Source organism: Bradyrhizobium sp., from assembly GCF_052389815.1.
GTDB lineage: Bacteria > Pseudomonadota > Alphaproteobacteria > Rhizobiales > Xanthobacteraceae > Bradyrhizobium.
The window spans coordinates 1-24,457 of the sequence record NZ_JBQTHN010000095.1 but is presented as its reverse complement, the minus strand read 5'-3'; the positions used below and the strand labels follow the sequence as shown (position 1 = coordinate 24,457).

Here is a 24,457-nt window from a genome sequence, read left to right as displayed (position 1 = left end):
GCGAGGACGCCGCGCGCGAGCGCTTCCAGCAGATCCTCGATTACTACGAGGCCCGCCGCGAGGCGATGGAGCATCCGGGCGGCGGGGCGATCTACAAGCCGCTGCCGCCGGACCGGCTGTACCTGAGCGAGGACGAATGGAAGCAGCGCCTCGGTGAAGCGGCGCTGGCGCGGCTGACGCCGTTTGCGATGCCCGAAGGCACCGCTGATGTGATCGATGCCGGCGCCCGGCAAGGCCGCAATTTCACGCCGGAGCGGGCGGACGCTACGGTCAACGTGTTCGAGGCCGTCGTCGCCCATGTCCGCGCCCTGCAGGCGCAGCGCAAAAAGGTCGTGGTCACGCTGTGGAGCGAGGGCTCGCGCGACCGCATGGCGAGCATGCTGGCCGACCACAAGCTCGCCAGCATCACCAGCGTCAACACCTGGCGCACCGTGCAGGCAACGCCGCGCAACGAAACCATGCTCGCCGTGCTCGGCATGGAATCCGGCTTCGAGACCGACGACGTCGCCGTCATCAGCGAGCAGGACATCCTGGGCGACCGCCTGGTGCGCCCACGCAAGGCGAGCCGCAAGCTCGACAATTTCATCTCGGAGGTCACGAGCCTTTCCGCCGGCGATATCGTGGTGCACGTCGATCACGGCATCGGCCGCTTCGTCGGCCTGCAGACGCTGGAGGTCGCGGGCGCGCCGCATGACTGCCTCGAGCTGCACTATGCCAACGAGACCAAGCTGTTCCTGCCGGTCGAGAACATCGAGCTGTTGTCGCGCTATGGGTCCGACGAGACCAAGGTCGAGCTCGACCGGCTCGGCGGCAGCGGCTGGCAGGCGCGCAAGGCCAAGCTGAAGAATCGCATCCGCGAGATCGCGGGCGAGCTGATCAAGATCGCGGCCGAGCGCATGCTGCACGAAGCGCCGAAATTCCCGGTGCAGCCGCATGTCTATGACGAGTTCTGCGCCCGTTTCCCCTATGAGGAAACCGAAGATCAGCTCAACGCCATCAACGCCACGCTCAAGGACCTGGAAATCGGCCGCCCGATGGATCGCCTGATCTGCGGCGACGTCGGCTTCGGCAAGACCGAGGTGGCGCTGCGCGCGGCTTTTGCCACGGCGCTCGACGGCAAGCAGGTGGCCATCGTCGTGCCGACGACGCTGTTGGCGCGCCAGCACAGCAAGACCTTCGCCGATCGCTTCCGCGGTTTTCCGGTCAACGTCGCGCAGGCCTCGCGGCTGATCCCGGCCAAGGAGCTCAACCAGGTCAAGAAGGATCTCGCAGAAGGCGGGATCGACGTCGTCGTCGGCACCCACGCGCTGCTCGGCAAGTCCATCAAATTCCGCGACCTGGGCCTGCTCATCATCGACGAGGAGCAGCATTTTGGCGTCGGCCACAAGGAACGGCTGAAACAGCTCCGCGCGCAGGTGCACGTGCTGACGCTGTCGGCCACGCCGATCCCGCGCACGCTGCAGCTGGCACTGACCGGCGTACGCGAGCTCTCGATCATCGCTTCGCCGCCGGTGGATCGACTCGCCGTGCGCACCTTCGTCGCCCCGCACGATCCCCTGATGATCCGCGAGGCGCTGCTGCGCGAGCGTTATCGTGGCGGGCAGGCGTTTTATGTGGTGCCGCGGATCGAGGATCTCGCCGGCGTCAAGGATTTCCTCGACAAGAACGTACCGGAGATGAAGGTCGCCGTTGCCCACGGCCAGATGGGCGCGACCGCGATCGAGGACATCATGTCGGCATTCTACGACGGCAAGTACGACATCCTGCTGTCGACCACGATCATCGAGTCCGGCCTCGACATTCCCAACGCCAACACCCTGATCGTGCACCGCGCCGACATGTTCGGCCTTGCCCAGCTCTATCAGCTGCGCGGCCGGGTGGGGCGCTCGAAGCTGCGCGCCTATGCGCTGTTCACGCTGCCGGCGCAGCAGAAGATCACCGCGCAGGCCGAGCGGCGGCTGAAGGTGCTGCAGTCGCTGGAGAACCTCGGCGCCGGCTTCCAGCTCGCTTCCCACGACCTCGACATCCGCGGTGCCGGCAACCTGCTCGGCGAGGAGCAGCACGGCCACATCAAGGAGGTCGGCTTCGAGCTCTATCAATCGATGCTGGAAGAGGCGATCGTCAACCTCAAGGCCGGCGTCGCCGAGCCGGCCGCCGACCGCTGGTCGCCGCAGATCACGATCGGCATGCCCGTGCTGATCCCGGAAGATTACGTCAGCGACCTGGCGGTGCGGCTGTCGCTGTACCGGCGGCTGGCCGATCTCGACACCGACGCGGAGATCGACAATTTCGCCGCGGAGATGCGCGACCGCTTCGGCCTGCTGCCCGACGAGGTGCGCTATCTCTTCAAGGTCGGCGCTATCAAGGCCTATTGCCGGCGTGCAAACGTCGAGAAGGTTGACGCCGGCCCGAAGGGCGCGGTGCTGTCCTTCCGCGACAACAGCTTTGCCCAGCCGGACCGGCTGGTCGCCTTCATCCGCCAGCACGGCCAGGCTGCGAAAGTACGGCCGGACATGAAGGTGGTGTTCTTCCAGGACTGGGAGACGCCGGAGGAACGGCTCGCCGGCACCACGGAAATCCTGCGCCAGCTCGCCAGTCTCGCCGAAAGCAAGAAGGCGGCTTGAGGCTATCAGGAAGCCGCGCGGTGCGCGTCGCCGGCAAGCCGCGCCAGCAGCGACTTTGCCGTATCGTTCGGCAGCAGCGTTGCGGCCGACACGACCGGCTCCGCATCGGCGTTGCGCTTGCCGTGACTGGTGTGGCGCATCACGGCCGAGAGCCGCCGCGCGATCATATGCGCATTGCGCAGATCGGTCTCCGCGAAGACTACCAGGACGGACGCATCCCCCTCCGCCACGCCGAAATCGCTCTGGCGCATCAGCCGGCTGATGATCCGTGAGCCGTCGAGCTGCGCACGGGGATGCAAGGGATCGAAGGCGAAGCGCGCCACGGACAGGCCCCCGCCGCACGACTGGCCCTGATAGACGGCGGTTGCAAAATCGCGCTCGAAGGCGGCGCGGGTCAACAGACCGGTGCGCGCATCGATCAGCCCGTTGGCGTCGATCGAGCGCAGCGTCCGGCTGAGATGCACCTCGAAGGCATGCTGGCGCGCCATCGGCAACACTGAGGCGGCGACGCGGACGGGGTCGCTGTCCACGATTTCCAGGTTGGCCAGTTCGTAGGTTGCCCGCGGGGCTGCCGATGTCACGATCACGGGCAGGTTGCGGAAGCGGGCATCCTCGGCGAGCACGGTGAGGAAAGCGTCGACCACGCGGGGCGTGAATCCATCGGCCAGCACAATGCCGTCGATGTCCCGGGCATTGAGATGTCTTGCAGCAGCCTCGATGCTGAGGGCGCCGACCACGCCGATGCGCTCGCCGAGCGCTACCGAAAGCGCAGGATAGGTCCCGCCGCGCCCGATCAGGAGCACCGTCGCGTCGCGCGCGGGATCGATGTCGGAGATCGCCACGCGCCGCGGCGGATCGAGCCGGCGCATCACGGTCGTGTGCAGCGAGCGCACGCGGAGCACCGAGCTGATGCGCGCCAGCAGGCGTTCGGGATGATCGCCGCTGTACGCGAACGGAATGGCGTTGTCGGGCAAGCGCCTGTCGGCATCGATAGCGATCATCGGCGTATAGGGTTCGCGAACGGCGATCTGCTTGGCCAGCGATTCAAGCGCGGGATTGATCATCCCGGACGAAGCCACGAGAACCGCGCCTGGGCGTACCTGCTCTACAGCGCGCGCAGCCTCTGCCCAATCGGCATCGACGACGGGAAACAGTTTCGTCTCGTCCAGCGCCGATGCGAATGACGGCCTTGCGCCTGCCGAGACGATGAGGATCGGGCCTTGTTGAGACATCGAAAACGCGCACCTCTGAACTGAGGTCGCGATGGTAGATTTGTCCACTTAATGCGAGGTCAACAGAACCTCGATGAATTCCTTCATGCGGCGCTGGAACGGTCGCGAAAAGCCTCCACCATCAATGGGTTAAGGCCAAGCCCTGAAAGCGCTTCGCGAGCTCGCGAATTGTCCGGGGCACGGCCAGCCAGCCGATATCCGCTCATGCGGTCGGGCAGCGCTGTGAGCAGGGCGCCCTGGCCGAGGCGCTTGGCCCATTCCTGCAAGTCCTGTGCGAGGAAGCGATAGCCGCCGACCGCCATGATGCCCGACGGCGGCGCGGTGATGCTGATCCCCCCTGTAGCGCGGTCGAGGCGCGCCGCATACTCGGTATCCACGTAATCGCGCGGTGGCGCCGATATCAGGGAGTCGCTCGGCGGAGGCGGTGGGGCATAGGCCGCGATCGATACCATCGGCCCGCGCAGGCCCAGCGTCCCGCGCGGGGTGAGCAGGATTTCCCCTGATATCGACGAGCCCGGCAATTCCCGCGGCGCGCCGTGCGGTCCGGGCTTGATCGCGGCGGGAGCCCCATCCGTGGCCCGGCGGGCGCCGAACATGCCGGCTTCGCCGAACAGGTACACATCGGTCAGGCTGGCCGTCCGCGCACTCCACGACGTGCTGGACGCAACCTGCTCCGGCGAGCGCCAGAGTGCGATCACATTGCGCAGGCCCGGCATCCGCGCCGACAGGTCCATTTCGTCGAGCCGCAACGCAAGCAGCGCCGGCGCCACCAGCGTGTCGCAGGAAACCTCATTGACCTGCCGCTCCAGCACCTCGCTGTCGAAGGGATGGTGCAGCGCCAGCGCTCCGCCGGTCAGAAGCCACATCGCCAGCGACGAAGCGACGCCGGCAAAAGAGCAGGGCGTGTACGCCGACATGATGGTGGCGCCCTGCGGCACGTCGCTTTCGAGCGAGAGCGCAAGGCCGCCGGCGATGACGCTGAGGTGGGTGCGCGGCACCGCGCGAAATCCGTCGGATGTCACGTCGAATGAAACCAGCGCGGCCTTGCGGCCGTCCTGGATCACCGTGCGCGTGGTTTGCGATTCCAGCGCAATCGCCCGGTCGAGCGAGGCCATGCCTTCCGGAAGATCATCGCCGAAGCCGCAGACATGACGGATCGAGAAGCATTCCGCCGCGGCGTTCATGGCGATGTCCGCGTGCGAAACGCCGTCGATCCTGCTCGCGGTGACCACGGCGCGCGCGCCGGTGCGGTTGAGCGCAACGGTCAATTCCGCCTGGCGCCAGAGCAGCGGCAGGGCTGCGACGACGAGGCCCGCACGGTGGGCGGCCAGGGCCGTCAGGGCGAATTCGATCGTGTTCGGCAATTGCAGGGCAATGACCGAATTGGCCGGCAAGCCGGATTCGATGAAATGCGCAGCCAGCGCCGAAATCGCGCGATTGGCCTGTGCGAAGGTAAGGCGCTTCGGCGGCTGGCCGGTGATGCGCTGCTTGTCGAGCGGGTCGATCAGGGCCACCGCGTCCGGCTGGCGTGCCAAAATGCGCTTAAAGAGCACATCCAGCGTCGGTGAGGCGTTGGCATGGGTCACGGATTTCGGCTGCATCGAATCGAGCATCACTTCTGACCGGTTTTCGGTTCATCCGCCTTTTGCCACCAGGTTTCCGGCAAATAGCCGGTCAACGCGGTAGCCGAAGGCCGTTCTATCCGATTCCAGCGGGCGATCCATTGTTCCGGCACGCTAAAGACGGGGATAGCGTAGAAGCCGGACATCAGTACGCGGTCGAGTGCCCTTACCGCCGAGACGAAGGCCGGCCGCTCCCGAGCCTCCAGGATCGCCGCGATCATCGCATCGACCGCCGGCTCTTTGGCGCCCATGTAATTGCGCGTGCCGGGTATGTCGGCGGCCTCGGTGCCCCAGTAGAACGACTGCTCGTTGCCGGGCGAGAGCGACTGGTCCCAGCGGTTCTGGATCATGTCGAACTCGTAGCCGAGCCGGCGCTGGTCGAACTGCACGGGATCGACGGCGCGGATGCTCGCCTCGATGCCGGCGCGCTTGAGGTCGCGCTGATAGGCGAGCGCAATGCGCTCCTGGTCGCGCGTGGTCACGAGGATCTCGAAGGCGAGGGGCGCCTTGGTGCTGCGCTGGCGAAGCACCGCACCGTCGAGGTCGTAGCCGGCTTCCGACAACAGCGACAGCGCTGCACGCAGGCTCGCGCGATCGCGTCCCGATCCGTCGGCGATCGGCAGGCGATAGCTGCCGTCGAGAATCTCGGCAGCGACGGCCCGTGCGTAGGGCTTCAGCAATTCGCGTTCGCGATCGTCGGCGCCGCGCTCATAGGCGGAGAGCTCCGAGCCTGCGAAAAAGCCCGCGGTCCGGCGGTACAGTCCGAAGAAGTAGCTCTTGTTGATCCACTCGAAATCGAACAGCAGCGTGAGCGCGCGGCGCACGCGGATGTCGGAGAACATCTGCCGTCGCGTGTTGAACACCAGGAATTCCGATGGCTGCGGAACGCCGGGCTTGATGGTGTCGCGGATCAGCTCGCCATTGCGGGCAGCTGGAAAGTCGTATCCATCGTGCCAGCGCAGCGGCTCATGCTCGACGCGGAAGTCGTAAAGACCGCGCTTGAACGCCTCGAACTGACTGTTGGCCTCGCGAAAGAAGTCGAACCTCACCTCGTCGAAATTCCACAAGCCGCGATTGGCCGGCACCTCGCGGCCCCAATAGTCAGGATTCCGGGTCAGCGTGACGCTGGCCCCCGGGCGCACCGCGGTGACACGATACGGACCGGAGCCGATCGGGGCGGTCATGGTGGTTTCCTCGAATGTCGCGGGATCGACGGCGTGACGCGGCAGCACCGGCATCAGCCCGAGGATGAGCGGCAGTTCGCGGTCGTTGGCCCCGGCAAGGTCGAACTTCACCGTGAGTGGACCCAGCGCCTCTGCCTTGGCCACCTTGGCGTAGTACTGGCGATGGTTCGGCCGGCCCCTGTCGCGCAGCAGTGCCCAGGAGAACAGCACGTCCTCGGCGGTGACCGGCTTGCCGTCGGAAAAGCGGGCGCGGGGATCGAGGCGGAAGGTGACGTAGGTCCTGGCATCGTCGGTCTCGACCGTCTTCGCCAGCAGGCCGTACAGCGTGAAGGCCTCATCGTTGCCGCGCGCCATCAGGCTTTCGATCACGTAGCCGCGCATCTGCTGCACGGCGAGGCCGCGCACGATCAGCGGGTTGAGGCTGTCGAACGTTCCGGACAGGCCCCAGACGACCCGTCCGCCCTTGGGCGCCGCGGGATTGACGTAGGGCATGTGGACGAAATCGACCGGCAGCTTTGGCGTGCCATGCATGGCGATGGCGTAGCTCTCCGCCGCCGCCAGCCGTCCCGGAACGGCGGCGGCCGCCAGCAGAGCCAGGCCCGCAACGTAGCCACAGGCGCGCCGCAGGCGTGCTTTCCTGCACCGATCTGATTCGAAAATTCTCACCGGCGAAGCTTTACCATAGGCCAGCGCGGATGGCCGCGGGATCGACCCAAGACGCTTGTCGGCATTGATCTTTTCGCCCGCCGCTGTATTGAAGGCGGGCAATTGATCGAGGTGGTGGAACCTGTCACGCAACCGCCTCAATTTGCTAAGAGACAGCCGCCCAAAACGGCGCAGGGATTTGGTGCCCGCAGCGGTTCGGGCGCCTGGCTTCAGAAAGGGTTTTCCGCAATGAATTTCCGTATCTTGGCCGCCTCGGTCCGGCCGCATGGGCAGATATTGGCCCTGTTGGCGGCGACCGCGCTTTCGGCCTCTCTGATGGCTTCCCCGGCCTCGGCCCAGGCGCCGGCCCCCGGTGCACCTGCCGCCCCCAAGGCCGCGCCGAAGGCTCCTCCCAAGGCAGCTCCGAAAGGTCCGGCGGCCCAGCAGCCCCCGGCAGGTGGCCAGCCCGCCGCCCAGGCCCCCGCGCAGCAGCCTCCGGAACAGCAGATACAGCTCATCTACGCGCCTTGGACCAAGTTCTGCCTCAAGGGTCAGGAGGCTGGCGCCAAACAGGTCTGCTTCACCGGCAAGGACGGCCGCATCGAGTCCGGCCAGCCCGTGATCGCCGCCGTCATCATCGAGCCGGAAGGCGAGCCGAAGAAGATCCTTCGTGTGACGCTGCCGCTCGGCATGCAGCTCCAGCACGGCACCCGCATCATCATCGACAGCAACCAGCCGCAGCAGTCGCCCTACGTGATCTGCTTCCAGAACGGCTGCATGTCCGACTATGAGGCGACCCCTGAAGTCATCGCGGCCCTGAAGAAGGGCCAGAGCCTCGTAGTTCAGGCGATCAACTCCAACGGTGCTCCGTTGACCCTGCCACTCCCGCTCGCCGGCGAATTCACCAAGGCGTACGATGGCCCGCCGACCGATCCGAAGGTGTTCGAGGAGAACCAGAAGAAGTTGCAGGAACAGCTGCAGAAGCGCGCGGAGGAAGCGCGCAAGAAGCTCGAGCAGAGCCAGCCTCCCGGCGCGCCGGCCAATCCGGCGGCAAAGTAGCCACGGCACACAGCCAAACGAAAAGGCGCCCGCCCGGGCGCCTTTTCTGTTTCGGAACGTCGGTCCTAGTTCAACGAAGGATTGCGCGGACGATAGGCGCCGGACTTGTCCTTGACGAAGATCTCGGCAACCTGCGAATGACGGATCGGCTCGCCGGATTCATCAGGCAGCAGGTTCTGTTCGGAGACGTAGGCGACGTACTCGGTCTCGGAATTTTCCGCGAGCAAATGGTAGAATGGTTGATCCTTGTTCGGCCGAACCTCTTCCGGAATCGACAGCCACCACTCCTCGGTGTTGTTGAATTCGGGATCGATGTCGAAAACCACGCCCCGGAAGGAGAACACCCGGTGGCGGACGATCTGCCCGATCTGGAATTTGGCGGTACGCGCTTTAATCATGGCTCCGTCGATAGACCATGATTGTGGCTGATGCTAGGGGCATGTGGACGAATTAACTTTCTTCGCCGTGGCAGGAGTCGCCGCCACATTCCGGAAAACACTGAAGAAACCGCGTTTCCGCATGCTCGATATAATCAATCTGGCGATACCCTATTTCGGCTTGATCTTCGTCGGTTTCGTCTGCGGAAAGGCCAAGGCGCTGCCGGAGTCCGGGCTCGCCTGGATGAACTTTTTCCTGCTTTACGTGTCCCTGCCGGCGCTGTTGTTCGGCATCATGTCGCGAACGCCGTTCGCCGAGCTCAACAATCCGCCGTTCCTGATTGCGACAACGCTCGGCACGATGATCGTGTTTGCGCTGGCCATGATCGTCGGCAAGCTGATCGGCAAATTGACGCTGCGCGAGGCGACGATTGCGGGCCTTGCCGGCGCCTACGGCAATATCGGTTATATGGGTCCCGGACTGGCACTGGCCGTCCTCGGCGACAGCGCGGCGGCGCCGACCGCGCTGATCTTCTGCTGCGACAGCATCTTTCTGTTCTCGGTCGTGCCGCTGCTGATCGAGGTCACCGATCGCGAACATCCTTCGCTGCTGCATGCGCTGGGCGTGGTGGTGAAGCAGATCGTGCTGAACCCGCTGATCATGTCGGCATGTCTGGGCGCGCTGTGCGCGGCGCTGCGCGTCGAATTTCCGGTCGCGCTCAACAATACGCTGCAGTTCCTGCAAAATGCCGCCGCGCCGACGGCGCTGTTCGTGCTCGGCGTGACCGTGGCGTTGCGCTCGTTCGAGCGCGTGCCATGGGAGGTGCCTGGCGTGATCGCGGCGAAGCTGCTGATACACCCGCTGCTCGTGTTCGCATTGATGCTGGCCTTCGGTCCGTTCGCGCAGCCCTGGGCGGCGACCGCGCTCCTGATGGCGGCACTGCCCCCGGCGCTCAACGTGTTCGTGATGGCCCGTCAGAACGACACCTGGATCGAGCCGGCTTCGGTCGCCGTGCTGATCGGCACGTTTGCCTCCGTCGTCACGCTGACCAGCGTGATGTGGGGCATCCAGACGGGACGGTTGGCGTTTCCCTAGTCTAGAGTCGCCAGGACGGCGCCAGCCCTTCGCGCATGGCAAGCCGCCGCAGCGGACCGATCGCGCCGAGCAGGTGCAGGCCGGCCGCGCGCGCCGTTTGCACCGGCAGCAGGTCGGACAGCAGCGAGCGATTGGCGAGGTCGATCGCAAAAGTGCGGCTGGCGACATCGCTACGCCTGGCCGCGGCGTACCGCGACAGCACCTGCGGCGAGCCCGGATCCTCGCCGAGGCTGAGCGCGTCGCGCACGATATCGGCAAGGTCGGCGGCATCGCGCAGACCCATGTTGAGGCCTTGGGCGCCTATAGGCGGCACGACATGGGCGGATTCGCCGACCAGCGCGATGCGATTTTTGGCGATCTGCAAGGGACGCTCGATGGCGAGCGGGAATTTGTGACGACCCGGCTCGACCGTGGTGCGGCCGAGGATGGAGTGGGACTGCTTTTCGATCGCCTCGGACAATTGCTCGTCGCTCAGCGCCATCAGCCGCTCGGCCTCGTTCGGCGAGGCGACCCACACCACGCTGCTGCGGCTGCCCGGCAGGGGCACGAGCACACAAGGGCCCTGCGGCGTGTGGAATTCGGTGGAGACGTTCCCGTGCGGCCTCGAATGGCCGATATTGAATGTCAGCGCCGCCTGGTTGAGGTCGCGCCGCCGCACCTCGATGCCTGCGGCGTCACGGCACAATGACTGCCTTCCGTCGGAGCCGACCACCAGCCGGCCGCCGAGCGTCGTGTCCCGGCGTGTGACGATGGCGACGACGCTTTCTTCAGGCACCACCGTCGTCGCCTCATCGTCCACGCGCGTCAGATCCGCAAGCTCCGCGGCCCGCGCTTCCAGCGCGGCGACCAGCGTGCGATTGTCGATGTTATAGCCGAATTGCTCGATGCCGATTTCGTCGCACTGGAAGCGAACCTCGGGCGCACGGATCAGGCGGCCGGTGTCATCGACGAGCCGCATCACCTTGAGCGGCGCCGCACTGTCCTGGCAACGCCGCCAGACGTCGAGCCGCTCGAGCAGGTCCACGGAGGCGCCAAGCAGGGCCGTGGTGCGGTTGTCGGAATAGGGGACGCGGCGGGCGAGCAGGGCGGTCCGGGCGCCGCCATCCGCGAGCGCAATTGCAGCGGTGAGGCCGGCGGGCCCGCCCCCGACGACGACGGCGTCGAACGTCACAGAACCATCATTCATGATCGGAACAATTGGCCGCTCACGGCGGTAATTTCAAGGCTTGCATCGATTTGAAGGGCTCCCCAGGCTCACGCGGCCGAACGCCGCAATCGCTGGTGTGCAAAATCCTGCGATTCCTGATAGCACTGCCCGACAGATGGACCAGCCCAGCCCGCCCGCTATGTCACAATCCTCGTTGCGCATGCGCGCGGCGGCGTTTTCCGTGCACATCCTCACGGCGCTTGGAGCCGGGATCGCGCTGATTGCGATGCTCGAAGCGGTGCGCGAGCATTGGACCAACATGTTCGCCTGGCTTGGCGTTGCCCTGGTCATCGACGCCGTCGATGGCCCGCTGGCGCGGCGGCTCGACGTGGTGCGGCTGCAGCCCAATTGGTCGGGCGACGTTCTCGATCTCGTGGTCGACTTCCTGACCTATGTGTTCGTGCCGGCCTATGCGATCACCGCAAGCGGCCTGCTGCTGCCGGTTGCCGCCCCGATCCTGGGTATCGGCATCGTCGTCTCCGGCGCGCTCTATTTCGCCGACCGTCGCATGAAGGCCGCCGATAACCATTTTCGCGGCTTCCCGGCACTTTGGAACGCGGTGGCGTTCTATCTGTTTCTCCTGCACATGCCGAAGATAGCCTCGACTGTCGCTGTTGCCATTCTGATCGTGCTGACCTTCGTGCCGATCCATGTGCTGCATCCCTTCCGGGTGGTTCGCCTGCGCTGGCTGACATTGTGGCTGCTGGCTGCATGGGCGGTGCTTGCGGCAATCACGCTCGTTTACGACTTCAACGTCGGTTTGCCGATCACCGTCGGGCTCTGCGCCATCGGCGCCTACGTCCTCGGCAGCAACGCCGCTATTCGCTTCATCAAATCGCTGAAGGCATGATCGAACTTCTGACCAGCCCGGAAGCCTGGGCGGCGCTGCTGACTTTGACGGCGCTGGAAATCGTCCTCGGCATCGACAACGTCATCTTCATTTCGGTGCTGGTGTCGCGCACCCCGGAACCGCAGGCGACGCGCGCGCGTCAGATCGGCCTGCTGCTGGCCCTGGTGTTTCGCATCGTCCTGCTCAGCGTGCTGGTCTGGCTGATCGGGCTGACTGAGCCGGTCATCAAGGTCAGGCACATCGAGCTGTCCTGGCGGGACATCATCCTGATCGCCGGCGGGCTATTCCTGATCGCGAAGGCGACCCACGAGATCCACGCCGAGATCGATGCCTTTCAACACGGCAGGCAGGAAAGGTCGCCGGCCAGCGCGTTCTTCTGGGTGATCATGCAGATCATCGTCGTCGACATGGTGTTCTCGCTGGATTCCATCATCACCGCGGTGGGCATGGCGCAGGACCTCGAGATCATGGTGGCCGCCGTCGTGATTGCCTGCGTCATCATGTACGTGTCCTCCGGCCCCGTGGCGCGTTTCGTTGCAGAGCATCCGACGACCAAGATGCTGGCGCTGGCATTCCTGGTGCTTATCGGCGTGGCGCTGGTTGCGGACGGATTCAAATTTCATATCCCGCGCGGCTACATCTACTTCGCCATCACGTTTTCGGCGGCCGTCGAGTTTTTCAACGTGCTCGCCAAGCGCAACCGGCGAAAGATCAGGAATTAGGCGGGCTTGGCGCGTTCCCCCAATGCGTTGGTTGACAAGGCCCGCTCGCTGGCGTTCGGTTCGAATCTGGCGAACCCACGGGAGAAGCAGCCATGACCAAGGCCGTCCGCGTGCACAAGGTGGGAGGTCCGGAAGTCCTGACCTACGAGAGCGTGGACGTGCCGGCGCCGGGGCCGGGCGAAGTTCGCATTCGTCAGCACGCCGTCGGGCTCAACTTCATCGACGTCTATTTCCGCACTGGGCTCTACAAGGCGCCGGGCCTGCCGTTCATCGCCGGCAATGAGGCGGCCGGCGAGGTGATCGCGGTCGGGCCGGGCGTAACCCATTTCCATCCCGGCGACCGTGTCGCCTATTATTTCAATTTCGGCGGCTATGCTTCCGAGCGCACCATCCCCTGGGACAAGTTGGTCAAGCTGCCCGACCACATCACCTACGAGCAGGGCGCCGTGCTGATGCTCAAGGGGCTGACGGTCTGGTACCTCCTGCACAAGACCTTCAGGATCGAGCCAGGTCACCGCGTGCTGATCCACGCCGCGGCCGGCGGCATCGGCCTGTTGGCCTGCCAGTGGGCGAGGGCGCTCGGCGCCCATGTCATCGGCACCGTCGGGTCCAAGGCGAAAGCCGATCTGGCCCTCAGCAATGGCTGCGACCACGTCATCAACTACAATGAAGAGGACTTCGTCGAGCGGGTGAAGCAGATCAGCCGCAACGAACTCTGCGATGTCGTCTATGACGGTGTCGGCAAGGCGACCTTCCCGGGATCGCTGTCGTGCCTGAAACGGCGCGGGCTGTTCGTCAGCTTCGGCAACGCCTCAGGGCCGGTGCCGCCGTTCGCGATTGCCGAGCTCAACAACCACGGATCGCTGTTCGCGACGCGGCCGAAACTCAACGACTATGTTGCCACCCGCAAGGAGTTGCTCGAAGGCGCCGACACCGTGTTCGCCGCCGTCATCAACGGCAAGCTGCACGTGCCGATCAATCAGGCCTATGCGCTGAAGGATGCCGCCCGGGCGCACATCGAGCTCGAGAGCCGGGCGACCACCGGTGCCGCGATCCTGAGGCCATGATTTTGGGCACGTCGTTCCGGGATGGTGCGCGAGCAGCAGACCCGGAACCTCGAGATTCCGGGTTCGATGCTGCGCATCGCCCCGGAATGACAGGCGGTTAAGCCACCCGCCGCGCCACGCCGGCTTCGGTCAGGATCGCGTCGAGGACGTCGATCATTTCCGAGATCTCCTCCCGCGTGACGTTCAGTGCCGGCATGAAGCGCAGGGCATCGGGCTGCGGCGAGTTGAGCAGCAGACCTTGCTGGAGCGCCTGCGCCACGATCGAGGCGCCGATCGGCAGCTTCAGGTCCAGTGCCAGCAGCAACCCGCGGCCGCGCACTTCGCCGAGACCATGCCGCGCCGAAAGCTTTTGCAGCTCGCTCGCCAGGAACTGGCCGGCGTCGGTCGCCGCCTTCAGGAATTCCGGCTTGCCGACCTCTTCGAGCACGGCAAGGCCGGCCGCGCACATCAACGGATTGCCGTTGAAGGTGCCGCCCTGGTCGCCATGCTCGAAGCAGGAGGCCTCTTCGGTTGCGAGCAGCGCCGCCAGCGGTACGCCGCCGCCGATACCTTTGCCGAGTGTCATGATGTCGGGCTCGATCCCCGCATGCTCGTAGTGGAACAGTTTTCCGGTACGGCCGACGCCGGTCTGGATCTCGTCGAAGATCAGCAGCAGGCCATGAAATTTCGTGAGTGCGCGCAACTCCCGCAGGAATCGATCCGCTGCGGGCCATACGCCGGCTTCGCCCTGGATCGGCTCCAGCATCACGGCAACGGTGGAAGGCGTGATCAGCGCTTCCACTGAACCGAGATCGTTCAGCTTCGCCTTGCGGAAGCCCGCAACCTTCGGCTCGAACAACGGCTCGAACGCCTTCTTGCCGGAGGCCGACATGGTCGCCAGCGTCCTGCCGTGGAAGCCGCCCTCGAAGGTGATGATTTCGTGCGCGCCACCCTTGTGCAGCGAGCCATACTTTCGCGCGAGCTTGATCGCTCCTTCGTTGGCCTCCGCGCCGGAATTCGCAAAGAACACCTGATCGAAACAGCTCTTTTCGACCAGCGCCTTGGCAAGCTTCAGGCTCGGCGCATTGTAGAAGGCCGGGCTTGGTGTGAGCAGCGACGCCGATTGCTCGGCCAGCGCGTCGGCGATGACGTCAGGCGAATGGCCGAGACAGTTCACCGCCCAGCCCTGCATGAAGTCGAGATAGCGCTTGCCGCTCTCGTCCCAGAGATAGCTGCCCTTGCCGCGGACGAACACGACCTGCGGACGCGCGGTGATGTCCATCAGTACATCGAACGAATGAGTAGCGTAGGTCACATCGATCTCCTCTTGGTTTTGCGGTGAAAGGGCAGGCCGAAAAGCAAGAAGGCCGCACCTTGCGGGTGCGGCCTTCTCGAAAACCTGGCTGATCTAGCTGTTCAGCGTGGTCGTCGGACATGGCGCGCGCCCGCATCGTCGTGGGTACGACGGCGGTCGGCGGCGCGGCGGATGGTCCGGTTCAAGGTCATGGGGCGCGCTCTTACAGCCGAAAGACGGCCGGTGTCAAGGCGGCCCGCTCTCCGTGTTGGGACATACAAGTCAGCGTCTCGCCGTTGATGTCAGCCAACTCGAAAGCCGGGGCGTTCGCGATCCGATGCCGGCGGCTCGTACCAGATGGTGACGACGAGCCAGGGGGCACCTGTATCGCCGGTCCCAGCACTTGCCGAGATTGCGGTTTCCGTCTTGATGATGCTCACCGACGTCTGTGAAGCCAACCAGGCATTGATCTGCTCTTCGATCACTTTCGCCCGGCTATCTGCGAATATCTTGACTTGCAGTGGCCTTGGCATCTTGCTCGCCCCTGTCAGAATCCGGCCACGCTGCCGTGCAGGTCGTATTCGTCGGCACGCTCGATCTTCGCCGTGACGATCTCGCCGACCTTCAGCGGCCGGCGGCTCGATAGGTAAACGGCGCCATCGATCTCCGGCGCGTCGGCCTTTGACCGACCCTTTGCGACCGTCGGCCCGACCTCGTCGACGATCACCTGCTGCCGTGTGCCGACCCTGCGTTTCAGCCGGCGCGCGGAAATCTTCTGCTGGCGCGCCATCAGCGCGTTCCAGCGCTCCTGCTTGACCTCGTCGGGCACGGGATTGCCGATCGCGTTGGAAGCGGCTCCTGCGACGGGCTCGTATTTGAAGCAGCCGAGACGGTCGATCTCGGCTTCTTCCAGCCAGTCGAGCAGATAGGCGAAGTCGGAATCGGTCTCGCCGGGAAAACCGACGATGAAGGTCGAGCGCAGCGTCAGCTCGGGGCAGGCCTCGCGCCATGCCTTGATCCGCGCCAGCGTCTTCTCCTGAGCCGCCGGGCGTTTCATCGCCTTCAGCACTTCCGGGCTGGCATGCTGGAAGGGGATGTCGAGATAGGGCAGCACCTTGCCCTCGGTCATCAGTCCAATGACCTCGTCGACATGGGGGTAGGGATAGACATATTGCAGCCGCACCCAGGCGCCGAGTTCGCCGAGCTCCTTGGCCAGATCGAAGAATCTTGCGCGTACCTCGCGGTCCTGCCAGGGGCTCGCGGCGTATTTGATGTCCACGCCATACGCTGACGTGTCCTGCGAGATCACCAACAGCTCCTTGACGCCGGCCTTCACGAGCCGTTCCGCCTCGCGCAACACGTCGTTGGCCGGCCGCGACACCAGGTCGCCGCGCAGTTTCGGGATGATGCAAAAGCTGCAGCGGTTGTTGCAGCCTTCGGAAATCTTCAAGTAAGCGTAGTGCCGCGGCGTCAGTTTCACACCCTGCGGCGGCACCAGGTCGATGTGCGGATTGTGCGCCGGAGGCACCGCGCGGTGCACGGCCTCCAGCACGCTCTCATATTGCTGCGGCCCTGATATGGAGAGCACGCCGGGATAGGTCGCCTCGATCTGCTCGGGCTCGGCGCCCATGCAGCCGGTGACGATGACCTTGCCGTTCTCGGCCATGGCCTCGCCGATGGCGGAAAGCGACTCCTTCTTGGCGCTGTCCAGGAAGCCGCAGGTATTGACGATGACGAGATCGGCGCCGTCATGCTTGCGCGCGAGCTCATAGCCCTCCGCGCGCAGGCGGGTGATGATCCGCTCGGAATCCACCAGCGCCTTGGGGCACCCAAGCGAAACAAAGCTGACTTTGGGCGCGGAAGCCTGTTGCATACTATCCAAATCTGCTTGATTGACCGGGTGGAGCTAGTCCCATTCCGTCGCAATTACAAGGCTTTGCGGTCGCGTTCGGCGTAGGGTATGCATGCGCAACCGGGTTATGGGTGAACGATGAGCGCCGAATCGTCTCCGAAGATCGTCATTGTCGACGAGAGCCCGATCCGTGCCGCGATCCTGGAAGAGGGGTTGCGGGAGGCGGGATTTACCGGCGTCGTGCATATCAGCGAAATGCAGAGCCTTTTGGCCCAGATTTTTGCGCTGGACCCCGACGTCATCCTCATCGATCTCGAAAACCCCAGCCGTGACGTGCTGGAGCAGATGTTCCAGGTCAGCCGGGCGGTGCGCCGGCCGATCGCCATGTTCGTCGACCAGAGCGATGCCGCCTCGATCCAGGCTTCCGTCGAGGCCGGCGTTTCCGCCTACATCGTCGACGGGCTGAAGAAGGAGCGGATCAAGCCGATCCTCGACCTCTGCATTTCCCGCTTCAACGCCTTTGCCAAGCTGCAGGACGAACTCGACCGCACCAAATCGGCGCTGGAAGACCGCAAGGTGATCGACCGCGCCAAGGGCATCCTGATGAAGGTGAAGGGCCTCACCGAGGAAGAGGCCTATGTACTGCTGCGCTCGACCGCGATGCGCGAGAAGAAGAAAATAAGCGAGATCGCCCAGTCGATCATCACCGCGTCGGAGATGCTGAAATGACCGCGCCCCTTCGTATCGGCTTCATTCCGCTGGTCGACGCGGCGGCCCTGATCGTCGCGGTGGACAAGGGTTTTGCCAAGGCCGAGGGGCTCGACGTCGACCTGGTGCGGGAAGTGTCGTGGTCGAACGTCCGCGACAAGCTCAATATCGGCCTGTTCGACGCCGCCCATCTGCTCGCGCCGGTCGCGATCGCTTCCAGCCTCGGGCTTGGCCACATCAAGGTACCGATCGCCGCGCCCTTCAATCTCGGCCTGAACGGCAACGCCATCACGGTTTCGCCGGCGCTGCATTCGGCGATCATGGCCGAGATCGATGGCGACCGCTTTGACCCGATGGCGACCGCCAACGCGCTTGCCCGCGTCGTTGCCGCGCGGAAGAAAAGCGGCGCCGAGCCGCTGACCTTCGGCATGACCTTTCCGTTTTCTACCCACAATTATCAACTGCGGTTCTGGATGGCGGCCGGCGGCGTCGATCCCGACGAGGACGTGCGGCTGGTGGTGCTGCCGCCGCCCTACATGGTCGACAGCCTCGCCAGCGGGCAGGTCGACGCGTTCTGCGTCGGCGCGCCCTGGAATTCGGTGGCGGTGGATCTCGGCGTCGGCCACATCCTGCATTTCGTGTCCGACATCCTGGTGCGGGCGGTCGAGAAGGTGCTCGCGGTGCGCCAGACCTGGTCGGAGAAGAACCCGGACGTGCTGGCCGCACTGATCCGCGCGGCCTCGCGCGCGGCCGAGTTCATCGAGCAGCCGGAGAATCGCGCCGAGGCCGCGAAAACTCTCGCCCAGCCTGACCGCTTGGGCGTGGACGCCGAGGTCATCCAGCGCACGCTCGACGGTCGGCTCAAGATCTCGTCCGATGGCACTCTGCGTGAAAGCAGCCGCTATCTGCTGGTAGGGAGGGAGAGCGCGGGAAGGCCGGAGCCCGTCCAGGCGGCGTGGCTGTACGCGCAGATGGTGCGCTGGGGACAGACCCCTTACAGCCCGGAAGCCCTGAAGACTGCCATGGGCGTGTTCCGGCCGGATATCTACGATGCAGCTATGGGGAGCACGGGGAGCCCCCCTGAGGCCTCACAAGCCATCGGGGCCTTTGCGGGCCCGCCGTTCAAGCCGGACGACATCGCGGGCCATCTGGCCGCATTCACCATCAAACACCGGAAGCCCTGACCGGACCGGTTCCCGGCGCAGGCCTTCTGATTAGGTCCAATCCGGCCCAATCGGCCCGAAATATATTCTCGCGCCAAATCACGCTGGAGAAGGTTTCGCTGCAATCGCGGCCGGCGAAAGCGACCGTATCGCTATTTTCGCGGGGTTATTGCATCCGCCGGGTTGCGAGCTTTTCTTGTAACGCAAAGCCGTATTGGAGATCGACCTTGCGCGAACTTTCGGCGGATACCCGCCTTTCCATTCATCCACGCCCTCTGTCCTCGAGGACCGAGCGGCGGATCCATACCGTTGCCATCTACAGCTCGCTCGCCCTTATCGCCGCCGTCGTGTTCGGCACGCTGTCGGTGCATCCGTTCTGATTTCGGCATGAGCCCCGGCGATCCCGCCGGGCCGTGATTGCAGCGAGTCCCCACGCCTGCTCAGACCGATCCCAGTGCGGCATCGAGCGCGCCAATGATCCGGGCGACGTCGCTCGAGGTAATGATCAGGGGCGGGGACAGAATGACGATGTTCCCCGATGTGCGGACCATCACGCCGCGCTGATAGCTCGTCTCGAAGACGCGTTGCAGAACGTCCTTGGACGCCGGCGTCTTCTGCGCGCGATCGGACACGAGCTCCAGCGCCGCCATCAATCCTTTCCCGCGCGCGTCTCCCACCAGCGAATGCCTGGCCTTGAGCTTCTCGAGGCCGGCCATCAGCTCGGCGCCGCGTGCTGTCGCATTGCTCGCGACATCCAGCCGCCTGGTCTCAGCCAGCGCCGCGAGCGCGGCGGCGGCGCCCACGGGATGGCCTGAATAGGTGTAGCCGTGTCCGATCGAGGCCTTGCCGGTTTTGTCTGCCTCGAACGCATCGACCAGCTTCTCGCCGATCATGACGGCGCCCAATGGGAAATAGCCGTTTGTGACGGCCTTCGCCGTCGACATCAGGTCCGGCTTGACGTCCCAAAGGCGTGAGCCGGTCCAGGCGCCGGTACGGCCGAACCCGGTGATCACCTCGTCGGCGATGAGGAGGATACCGTGCCGGCTGCAGATCTCGCGGACGCGTCCCATGAAGCTTTCATGCGGAACGATCACGCCGCCTGCACCAAGCACCGGCTCCATGATGAAGGCGGCGATGGTGTCGGCGCCCTGGAAGGCGATCTCGTCCTCCAGCATGGCTGCGCAACGTTCCGCAACGAGAGCGGCATCGTCCGTCCCGAACGGATTGCGATAGGTCCAGGGCGCGGGGATGTGGAAGCATCCCGGCAGCAGCGGCTCATATTGCCGGCGAAAATTCTGGTTGCCGTTGACGGACGCCGCGCCGAAATGCGTGCCGTGGTAGCCCTTTTTCAGCGCGATGTATTTGGTGCGCTCGGGCTGCCCGGTCAGCTTGTGGTACTGGCGCGCCAGGCGCAGGCAGGTCTCCACCGAATCCGACCCGCCCGACGTCAGGAACGCGCGCGCCATGCCGTCCGGCTTGAACCATTCGACGAGCTCGAAGGACAATTCGATCAGCGGCGAGGTGGTCGAGCCGCGAAACGCCGAGTAGTAGGGCAGCCGGTCGAGCTGGTCCCGCATCGCCTTTTTCACCGGCTCGCAGGAATAGCCGAGATTGACATTCCAGAGGCCGCCGACCGCGTCGAGCAGGCGATGGCCGTGCACGTCGATCACCTCGACGCCTTCGGCCTCGTGCACGATCTTCGGCGGCTGTGCCCGCATCTCGCCGGGGTGCGCCATCGGATGCCAGACATGCCGGGCATTGTTCTCGACGAGGAAATTGGAATCGCGCATGGTTCTGCTCCGTTCAAAGTCCGAAATGTTTCAACGCGGCCCGGTAGCTCTCGGCCGGCCGCGTGACGTCGAAGTGGATGGTGTGGAAGCACGCCGATTGGGCGCCGCGGACGTTCTTGATCTGGTCATCGACAAAGACGCAGTCGCGTGCGGCGAGTGTCAACCCGTCCGTGACGAAGGCGTATGCGCGCGGGTCGGGTTTGAGGATGCCGGTGTAGGTCGCGTCCACGATCAGGTCGATGTCGGCGAGGAATGGCAGCTTGCCCCGGAAATCGGGGCCATAGAACAGATCGAGCTCGTTGGACAGGATGGCGAGTTTGGCGCCGGCATTCCTGACGGCCGCGATCGCGGCAATCGCCTCGGGGCGGATTGCCGTTTGCGGGTCGGCCCCGCGGATTCGCTGCAGGAACTGCGGCAGGCCGGTCCAGTCTTCGCCGACCAGTCGCCCGGTCTCCTGCGCGCGCGTGTAGTAATAGTCGCGCTCGGAAATCTCGCCGTCTTGCATCGCGCGCCAGAGGGCATCGCCTGTCGGGTCGAAGGGCCCACGCCAGTTCAGCGTGCCCGGCGCAAGCCCGAGCGCCCGCTCGTTGTCCGGCTGCGTTTCGAAAATCGTTCGCGAGACGACGCCGCCGAAATCCAGCACCAGAGCCCGGGCCGTGTCGCTCATGGGCGGAGCCGATCGAGGGCAGCGGCAATCGCCGGATGGATCGTGCCGCCTGTTGCCTCGCTGACGCCGGCTGCCGCCTTCAGCACATGGCGCGCGATGTTGCGCTCGGATTCCTTACTGAAACGTGATGCGATCGAGGCGACCGACAGTGCGCCGATCGCGGTCCCCGTTGCGTCGAAGATCGGCGCGGCGATGCTGATGACCTCGTCGTCAAAGGTGCGGACGGCCATGCTGTAGCCGCGCTCACGCGTTTCGCCGAGCAGCACCTTCAGGTCGCGCTTCGAGGCGCAGGTATGGTCCGTATGCTTGCGCAGTGGTGCCGTACCGATGATCTGCCGCGCCGCCTCTTCGCCGAGGAAGGCAAGACAGGCGAGACCCGAAGCCGTGGCGTGCAGTGGCAATGGTTGCGACGCATCGACCGATACCCGGGTCGGACGTTGCGGCTCGGCGACGCCGATGATCGAGAGTTGTTCGCCGGAGAGCATCGAGCCATGTGCCGTCTCGCCAGTAACCTCGGAAAGCCCGTCGAGCGCTTGCTGCACCGTCCGCGCCAGTGGACGCGTTGCCTCGCGGATCCGCGCCAGACGCAGGAACGCCGGCCCCAGCCGGTATTTGCGCGTATTGCCGTCCTGCTCGATGAGGCCGTGACTGGCGAGCGCCACGAGGAAGCGCCGCGTCGCCGCCTTGTCGAACGATGCGAGCCGCGCGAGCTCGCTCAAACCTATCTCGGGTTCGGCGGCCGAGAAGTAGCCGAGGAGCTTCATCGCCTTGTCGACGGTCTGCATGCGATCGAATCCGAAACGTGCCCCGCCGGTCAGTGGCGGCTGACACCAGTTTGACAAAACCGGAGGCCGGCTGCAATCTATTATCAATATCGGTGCAAATAGTGAACCGATCGTTCGAGGCGGCTGAATACCGCGGAGGGTGCGAATTGCAACAGGCCGACATCGACCGACTGCGCCAAATTCCGGTGCCGGCACAGGCGCACTGGATCGCCGGGCGGCCGGTCACCGGGCAGACGGAACCGCTCGCCGTGATAAGCCCAATCGACGGCTCGGAGCTCACCACGATCGCCGATGGTTCGGCAGGCGAAGTGGAAATCGCCGTGGCGGCCGCACGGACGTGGTTCGAGGTCGGCTCTTGGTCGCGCGCGGCCCCGGCGGATCGCAAGAAGTGCTTGCTGAGATTGGCCGACCTGATCGAGCAGCATGCGCTCGAGCTTGCAGTGCTCGGCGTTCGCAATAACGGCACCGAGATCAACATGGCCTACAAGGCCGAGCCGCTGAGCGCGGCGCAGACGTTCCGCTATTATGCCGAGGCCATCGACAAGGTCTATGGCGAGATAGCCCCCACGCCACCGGGCGTCCTCGGACTCGTACACCATGAGCCGCTCGGCGTTGTCGGCGTGATTGTGCCCTGGAACTTTCCACTGATGATCGGCGCATGGAAGGTGGCGCCCGCGCTCGCTGCAGGAAACAGCGTCGTGGTAAAGCCGTCCGAATTCGCCTCGCTTTCGCTGTTGAAACTCGCGGAGCTTGCCGCCGCGGCCGGTCTGCCCGACGGCGCGCTCAACGTCGTCACCGGAACCGGCCGCGTGGTTGGAGAGGCGCTTGCCTTGCACATGGATGTGGACTGCATCGCCTTCACCGGTTCCGGTGGGGTTGGACGCCGGCTCATGGAGGCGTCGGCCCGGTCGAACCTGAAGCGGGTGCACCTCGAGCTGGGTGGCAAGTCGCCGAATATCGTCTTCGCCGATGCTCCCGATCTCGATCGCGCGGCAAGCGTCGCAGCGTCGGGCATCTTCCGCAATTCAGGCCAGGTCTGCGTTGCGGGCTCGCGCCTGCTTGTTGAAGCCTCGATCTACGACCGTTTCATGGACCGGCTGACGACGGCAACCGCGAAACTCCGCGTCGGCGACCCTCTCGACCTCAAGAGCGATGTCGGAGCCGTCTGCGGCGAAGACCAACTGGCGAAGAACCTGCGCTTTGTCGACGGCGCAATTCGCGATGGTGCTCGGCTGGTCACGGGAGGCCGGCAGATCATGCAGGACACAGGCGGCTACTATATGGCTCCCACGATCTTCGACGAGGTCACTCCGGGCATGCAGCTCGCCCAGGAGGAAGTCTTCGGCCCCGTCCTTGCCGTGACGCGGTTCAGGGACGAGGACGAGGCGATCCGTCTTGCCAATGCAACGGATTACGGCCTTGCCGCCGCAGTCTGGACGTCGAACCTGTCACGGGCCCATCGCATGATCAGGGCGGTTCGTGCCGGCGTCGTCCATGTGAACACCTACGGCGGCACCGATATCACGGTGCCGCTGGGCGGCTTCAAGCAGTCCGGCTTCGGTCGCGACAAGTCGCTTCATGCGCTCGACAAGTACTCCGACCTCAAGACGGCGTGGATTCAGCTGTGAGCGACCGCAAGACCATCCTCATCGTCGGCACTTTCGACACCAAGTCGGATGAGCTGCGTTTCCTCGGCGATTGCATCGAGCGGCAGGGCGGGGCGACGCTGACCATGGACGTCAGCGTGCTCGGCGATCCGACCGCGCCGGTATCGATCAGCAAGCACGACGTCGCCGACGCCGCAGGCTCGTCGATCGAGGCAACCATCGCCGCCAGAGACGAGAACGCGGCCATGCAGATCATGGCGCGCGGTGCAGCCACGCTCACCGCCCGGCTGCATCGCGAGGGCAAGATCGACGGCATGATCGCCATGGGCGGCACGATGGGCACCGACCTCGCGCTCGATTGCGCCCGCGCGCTTCCCATCGGCGTGCCCAAATACATCATCTCGACGGTGGCCTTCTCGCCGCTGATCCCCGCCGACCGGCTTTCGGCCGACATCCAGATGATCCTCTGGGCGGGCGGTCTCTACGGGCTCAACGCCATCTGCAAATCGTCGCTGAGCCAGGCCGCCGGCGCCGTTCTCGGCGCGGCGCGCGCAGCCGAGCCGGCGCGGTCCGATCGGCCGGTCGTCGGCATGACCAGCTTCGGCAGCTCCTGTCTGGCTTACATGAAGTGGTTGAAACCTGAACTCGAGGCGAGGGGGTTTGAAGTTGCCATTTTTCACGCGACCGGCATGGGCGGCATGGCCTTCGAGCGCATCGCCTCCGAGGGCGGTTTCGCCGTCGTGATGGACTTCGCTCCGCAGGAGCTCGGCAACTGGATGTTCGGCTCGGCCGTCCATTCGGGGCCCGACAGGTTGCTCAATGCCGGCCGCAGCGGCATTCCGCAGATCGTGGCTCCCGGATGCATGGACCTCATCGACTTTGTGGGATCGCAGGAACTGCCGGCGCGATTTGCCGACCGCCAATTCC

22 protein-coding genes are annotated in these 24,457 nt (G+C 65.0%); 11 read left to right on the top strand and 11 right to left on the bottom strand.

The window, feature by feature from the left end; all coding sequences use genetic code 11:
* Positions 1-2,624, top strand: a 2,624-nt coding sequence (mfd, locus tag ACT4OC_RS16445; protein WP_444840068.1) for a transcription-repair coupling factor, incomplete at its 5' end; no start/stop codon positions are given.
* Positions 2,625-2,629: 5 nt separating this feature from the next.
* Here mfd and ACT4OC_RS16440 read toward each other — a convergent pair.
* The 3 genes from ACT4OC_RS16440 to ACT4OC_RS16430 form a co-directional block, all read right to left on the bottom strand.
* Complete coding sequence (locus ACT4OC_RS16440; protein ID WP_444840067.1) at positions 2,630-3,856, bottom strand: GGDEF domain-containing protein; 1,227 nt, start codon at positions 3,854-3,856, stop codon at positions 2,630-2,632.
* An 83-nt stretch (positions 3,857-3,939) separates the two neighbouring features.
* Positions 3,940-5,469, bottom strand: a complete 1,530-nt coding sequence (locus ACT4OC_RS16435; RefSeq protein WP_444840066.1) for an AMP-binding protein — start codon at positions 5,467-5,469, stop codon at positions 3,940-3,942.
* On the bottom strand, positions 5,469-7,328 hold the full coding sequence (locus ACT4OC_RS16430) for an extracellular solute-binding protein (protein WP_444840065.1): 1,860 nt from the start codon (positions 7,326-7,328) through the stop codon (positions 5,469-5,471). The genes ACT4OC_RS16435 and ACT4OC_RS16430 overlap by 1 nt, the downstream gene beginning before the upstream one ends.
* 228 nt (positions 7,329-7,556) lie before the next feature.
* On the opposite strand from ACT4OC_RS16430, the gene ACT4OC_RS16425 reads away from it, so the two are divergent.
* Positions 7,557-8,366: an invasion associated locus B family protein gene (locus tag ACT4OC_RS16425; protein ID WP_444840069.1), complete on the top strand. Its 810-nt coding sequence runs from the start codon at positions 7,557-7,559 to the stop codon at positions 8,364-8,366.
* 65 nt (positions 8,367-8,431) lie between these two features.
* On the opposite strand, the gene hspQ is transcribed toward ACT4OC_RS16425, so the two are convergent.
* Positions 8,432-8,764, bottom strand: a complete 333-nt coding sequence (gene hspQ / locus ACT4OC_RS16420; protein ID WP_444840064.1) for a heat shock protein HspQ — start codon at positions 8,762-8,764, stop codon at positions 8,432-8,434.
* A 121-nt stretch (positions 8,765-8,885) separates the two neighbouring features.
* On the opposite strand from hspQ, the gene ACT4OC_RS16415 reads away from it, so the two are divergent.
* Positions 8,886-9,839, top strand: a complete 954-nt coding sequence (locus tag ACT4OC_RS16415; RefSeq protein ID WP_444840063.1) for an AEC family transporter — start codon at positions 8,886-8,888, stop codon at positions 9,837-9,839.
* A 1-nt stretch (position 9,840) separates the two neighbouring features.
* Here the strand turns inward: ACT4OC_RS16415 and ACT4OC_RS16410 are convergent, their stop codons facing one another.
* A complete protein-coding gene (locus ACT4OC_RS16410) occupies positions 9,841-11,025 on the bottom strand; it encodes a UbiH/UbiF family hydroxylase (RefSeq protein WP_444840062.1) in 1,185 nt (394 codons plus the stop codon).
* A gap of 136 nt (positions 11,026-11,161) precedes the next feature.
* On the opposite strand from ACT4OC_RS16410, the gene pcsA reads away from it, so the two are divergent.
* From pcsA to ACT4OC_RS16395, 3 genes are all read left to right on the top strand, one after another.
* Positions 11,162-11,896 (top strand): phosphatidylcholine synthase, encoded by a 735-nt coding sequence (pcsA, locus tag ACT4OC_RS16405; protein WP_444840061.1) that lies wholly within the window; start codon positions 11,162-11,164, stop codon positions 11,894-11,896.
* Complete coding sequence (locus tag ACT4OC_RS16400; RefSeq protein ID WP_444840060.1) at positions 11,893-12,618, top strand: TerC family protein; 726 nt, start codon at positions 11,893-11,895, stop codon at positions 12,616-12,618. Before pcsA ends, ACT4OC_RS16400 begins: the two co-directional genes overlap by 4 nt.
* 92 nt (positions 12,619-12,710) lie before the next feature.
* On the top strand, positions 12,711-13,685 hold the full coding sequence (locus ACT4OC_RS16395; RefSeq protein WP_444840059.1) for a quinone oxidoreductase family protein: 975 nt from the start codon (positions 12,711-12,713) through the stop codon (positions 13,683-13,685).
* A 97-nt stretch (positions 13,686-13,782) separates the two neighbouring features.
* Here ACT4OC_RS16395 and ACT4OC_RS16390 read toward each other — a convergent pair whose 3' ends face one another.
* The 3 genes from ACT4OC_RS16390 to rimO form a co-directional block, all read right to left on the bottom strand.
* Positions 13,783-14,979, bottom strand: coding sequence for an acetylornithine transaminase (locus ACT4OC_RS16390; protein ID WP_444840058.1), 1,197 nt, complete (start codon positions 14,977-14,979; stop codon positions 13,783-13,785).
* A gap of 281 nt (positions 14,980-15,260) precedes the next feature.
* Positions 15,261-15,443 carry a hypothetical protein gene (locus tag ACT4OC_RS16385; protein ID WP_444840057.1) on the bottom strand — a complete coding sequence of 61 codons (183 nt, stop codon included), beginning with the start codon at positions 15,441-15,443 and terminating at the stop codon, positions 15,261-15,263.
* Positions 15,444-15,505: 62 nt separating this feature from the next.
* Complete coding sequence (gene rimO, locus ACT4OC_RS16380; RefSeq protein ID WP_444840056.1) at positions 15,506-16,831, bottom strand: 30S ribosomal protein S12 methylthiotransferase RimO; 1,326 nt, start codon at positions 16,829-16,831, stop codon at positions 15,506-15,508.
* 117 nt (positions 16,832-16,948) lie between these two features.
* Between rimO and ACT4OC_RS16375 the strand changes: the two genes are divergently transcribed.
* The 3 genes from ACT4OC_RS16375 (at position 16,949) to ACT4OC_RS16365 (ending at position 19,061) form a co-directional block, all read left to right on the top strand.
* Positions 16,949-17,539: an ANTAR domain-containing response regulator gene (locus ACT4OC_RS16375; protein ID WP_444840055.1), complete on the top strand. Its 591-nt coding sequence runs from the start codon at positions 16,949-16,951 to the stop codon at positions 17,537-17,539.
* Entirely contained in the window at positions 17,536-18,702 is a 1,167-nt protein-coding gene (locus ACT4OC_RS16370; protein ID WP_444840054.1) for a CmpA/NrtA family ABC transporter substrate-binding protein, read from the top strand. Before ACT4OC_RS16375 ends, ACT4OC_RS16370 begins: the two co-directional genes overlap by 4 nt.
* Before the next feature lie 206 nt (positions 18,703-18,908).
* Complete coding sequence (locus tag ACT4OC_RS16365) at positions 18,909-19,061, top strand: hypothetical protein (RefSeq protein ID WP_444840053.1); 153 nt, start codon at positions 18,909-18,911, stop codon at positions 19,059-19,061.
* 60 nt (positions 19,062-19,121) lie between these two features.
* Here the strand turns inward: ACT4OC_RS16365 and ACT4OC_RS16360 are convergent, their stop codons facing one another.
* The 3 genes from ACT4OC_RS16360 to ACT4OC_RS16350 are packed head-to-tail and all read right to left on the bottom strand — an operon-like array spanning position 19,122 to position 21,923.
* Positions 19,122-20,471, bottom strand: coding sequence for an aminotransferase class III-fold pyridoxal phosphate-dependent enzyme (locus ACT4OC_RS16360; protein ID WP_444840052.1), 1,350 nt, complete (start codon positions 20,469-20,471; stop codon positions 19,122-19,124).
* A gap of 13 nt (positions 20,472-20,484) precedes the next feature.
* Positions 20,485-21,138, bottom strand: coding sequence for an HAD-IA family hydrolase (locus ACT4OC_RS16355; RefSeq protein WP_444840051.1), 654 nt, complete (start codon positions 21,136-21,138; stop codon positions 20,485-20,487).
* Positions 21,135-21,923 (bottom strand): IclR family transcriptional regulator, encoded by a 789-nt coding sequence (locus ACT4OC_RS16350; protein WP_444840050.1) that lies wholly within the window; start codon positions 21,921-21,923, stop codon positions 21,135-21,137. Before ACT4OC_RS16350 ends, ACT4OC_RS16355 begins: the two co-directional genes overlap by 4 nt.
* A 146-nt stretch (positions 21,924-22,069) precedes the next feature.
* Between ACT4OC_RS16350 and ACT4OC_RS16345 the strand changes: the two genes are divergently transcribed.
* Together ACT4OC_RS16345 and ACT4OC_RS16340 are read left to right on the top strand one after the other, a co-directional pair.
* On the top strand, positions 22,070-23,551 hold the full coding sequence (locus tag ACT4OC_RS16345) for an aldehyde dehydrogenase (protein WP_444840049.1): 1,482 nt from the start codon (positions 22,070-22,072) through the stop codon (positions 23,549-23,551).
* Positions 23,548-24,457 (top strand): Tm-1-like ATP-binding domain-containing protein (locus ACT4OC_RS16340; RefSeq protein WP_444840048.1); only part of this gene is annotated, 910 nt, incomplete at its 3' end. The genes ACT4OC_RS16345 and ACT4OC_RS16340, both read left to right, overlap by 4 nt.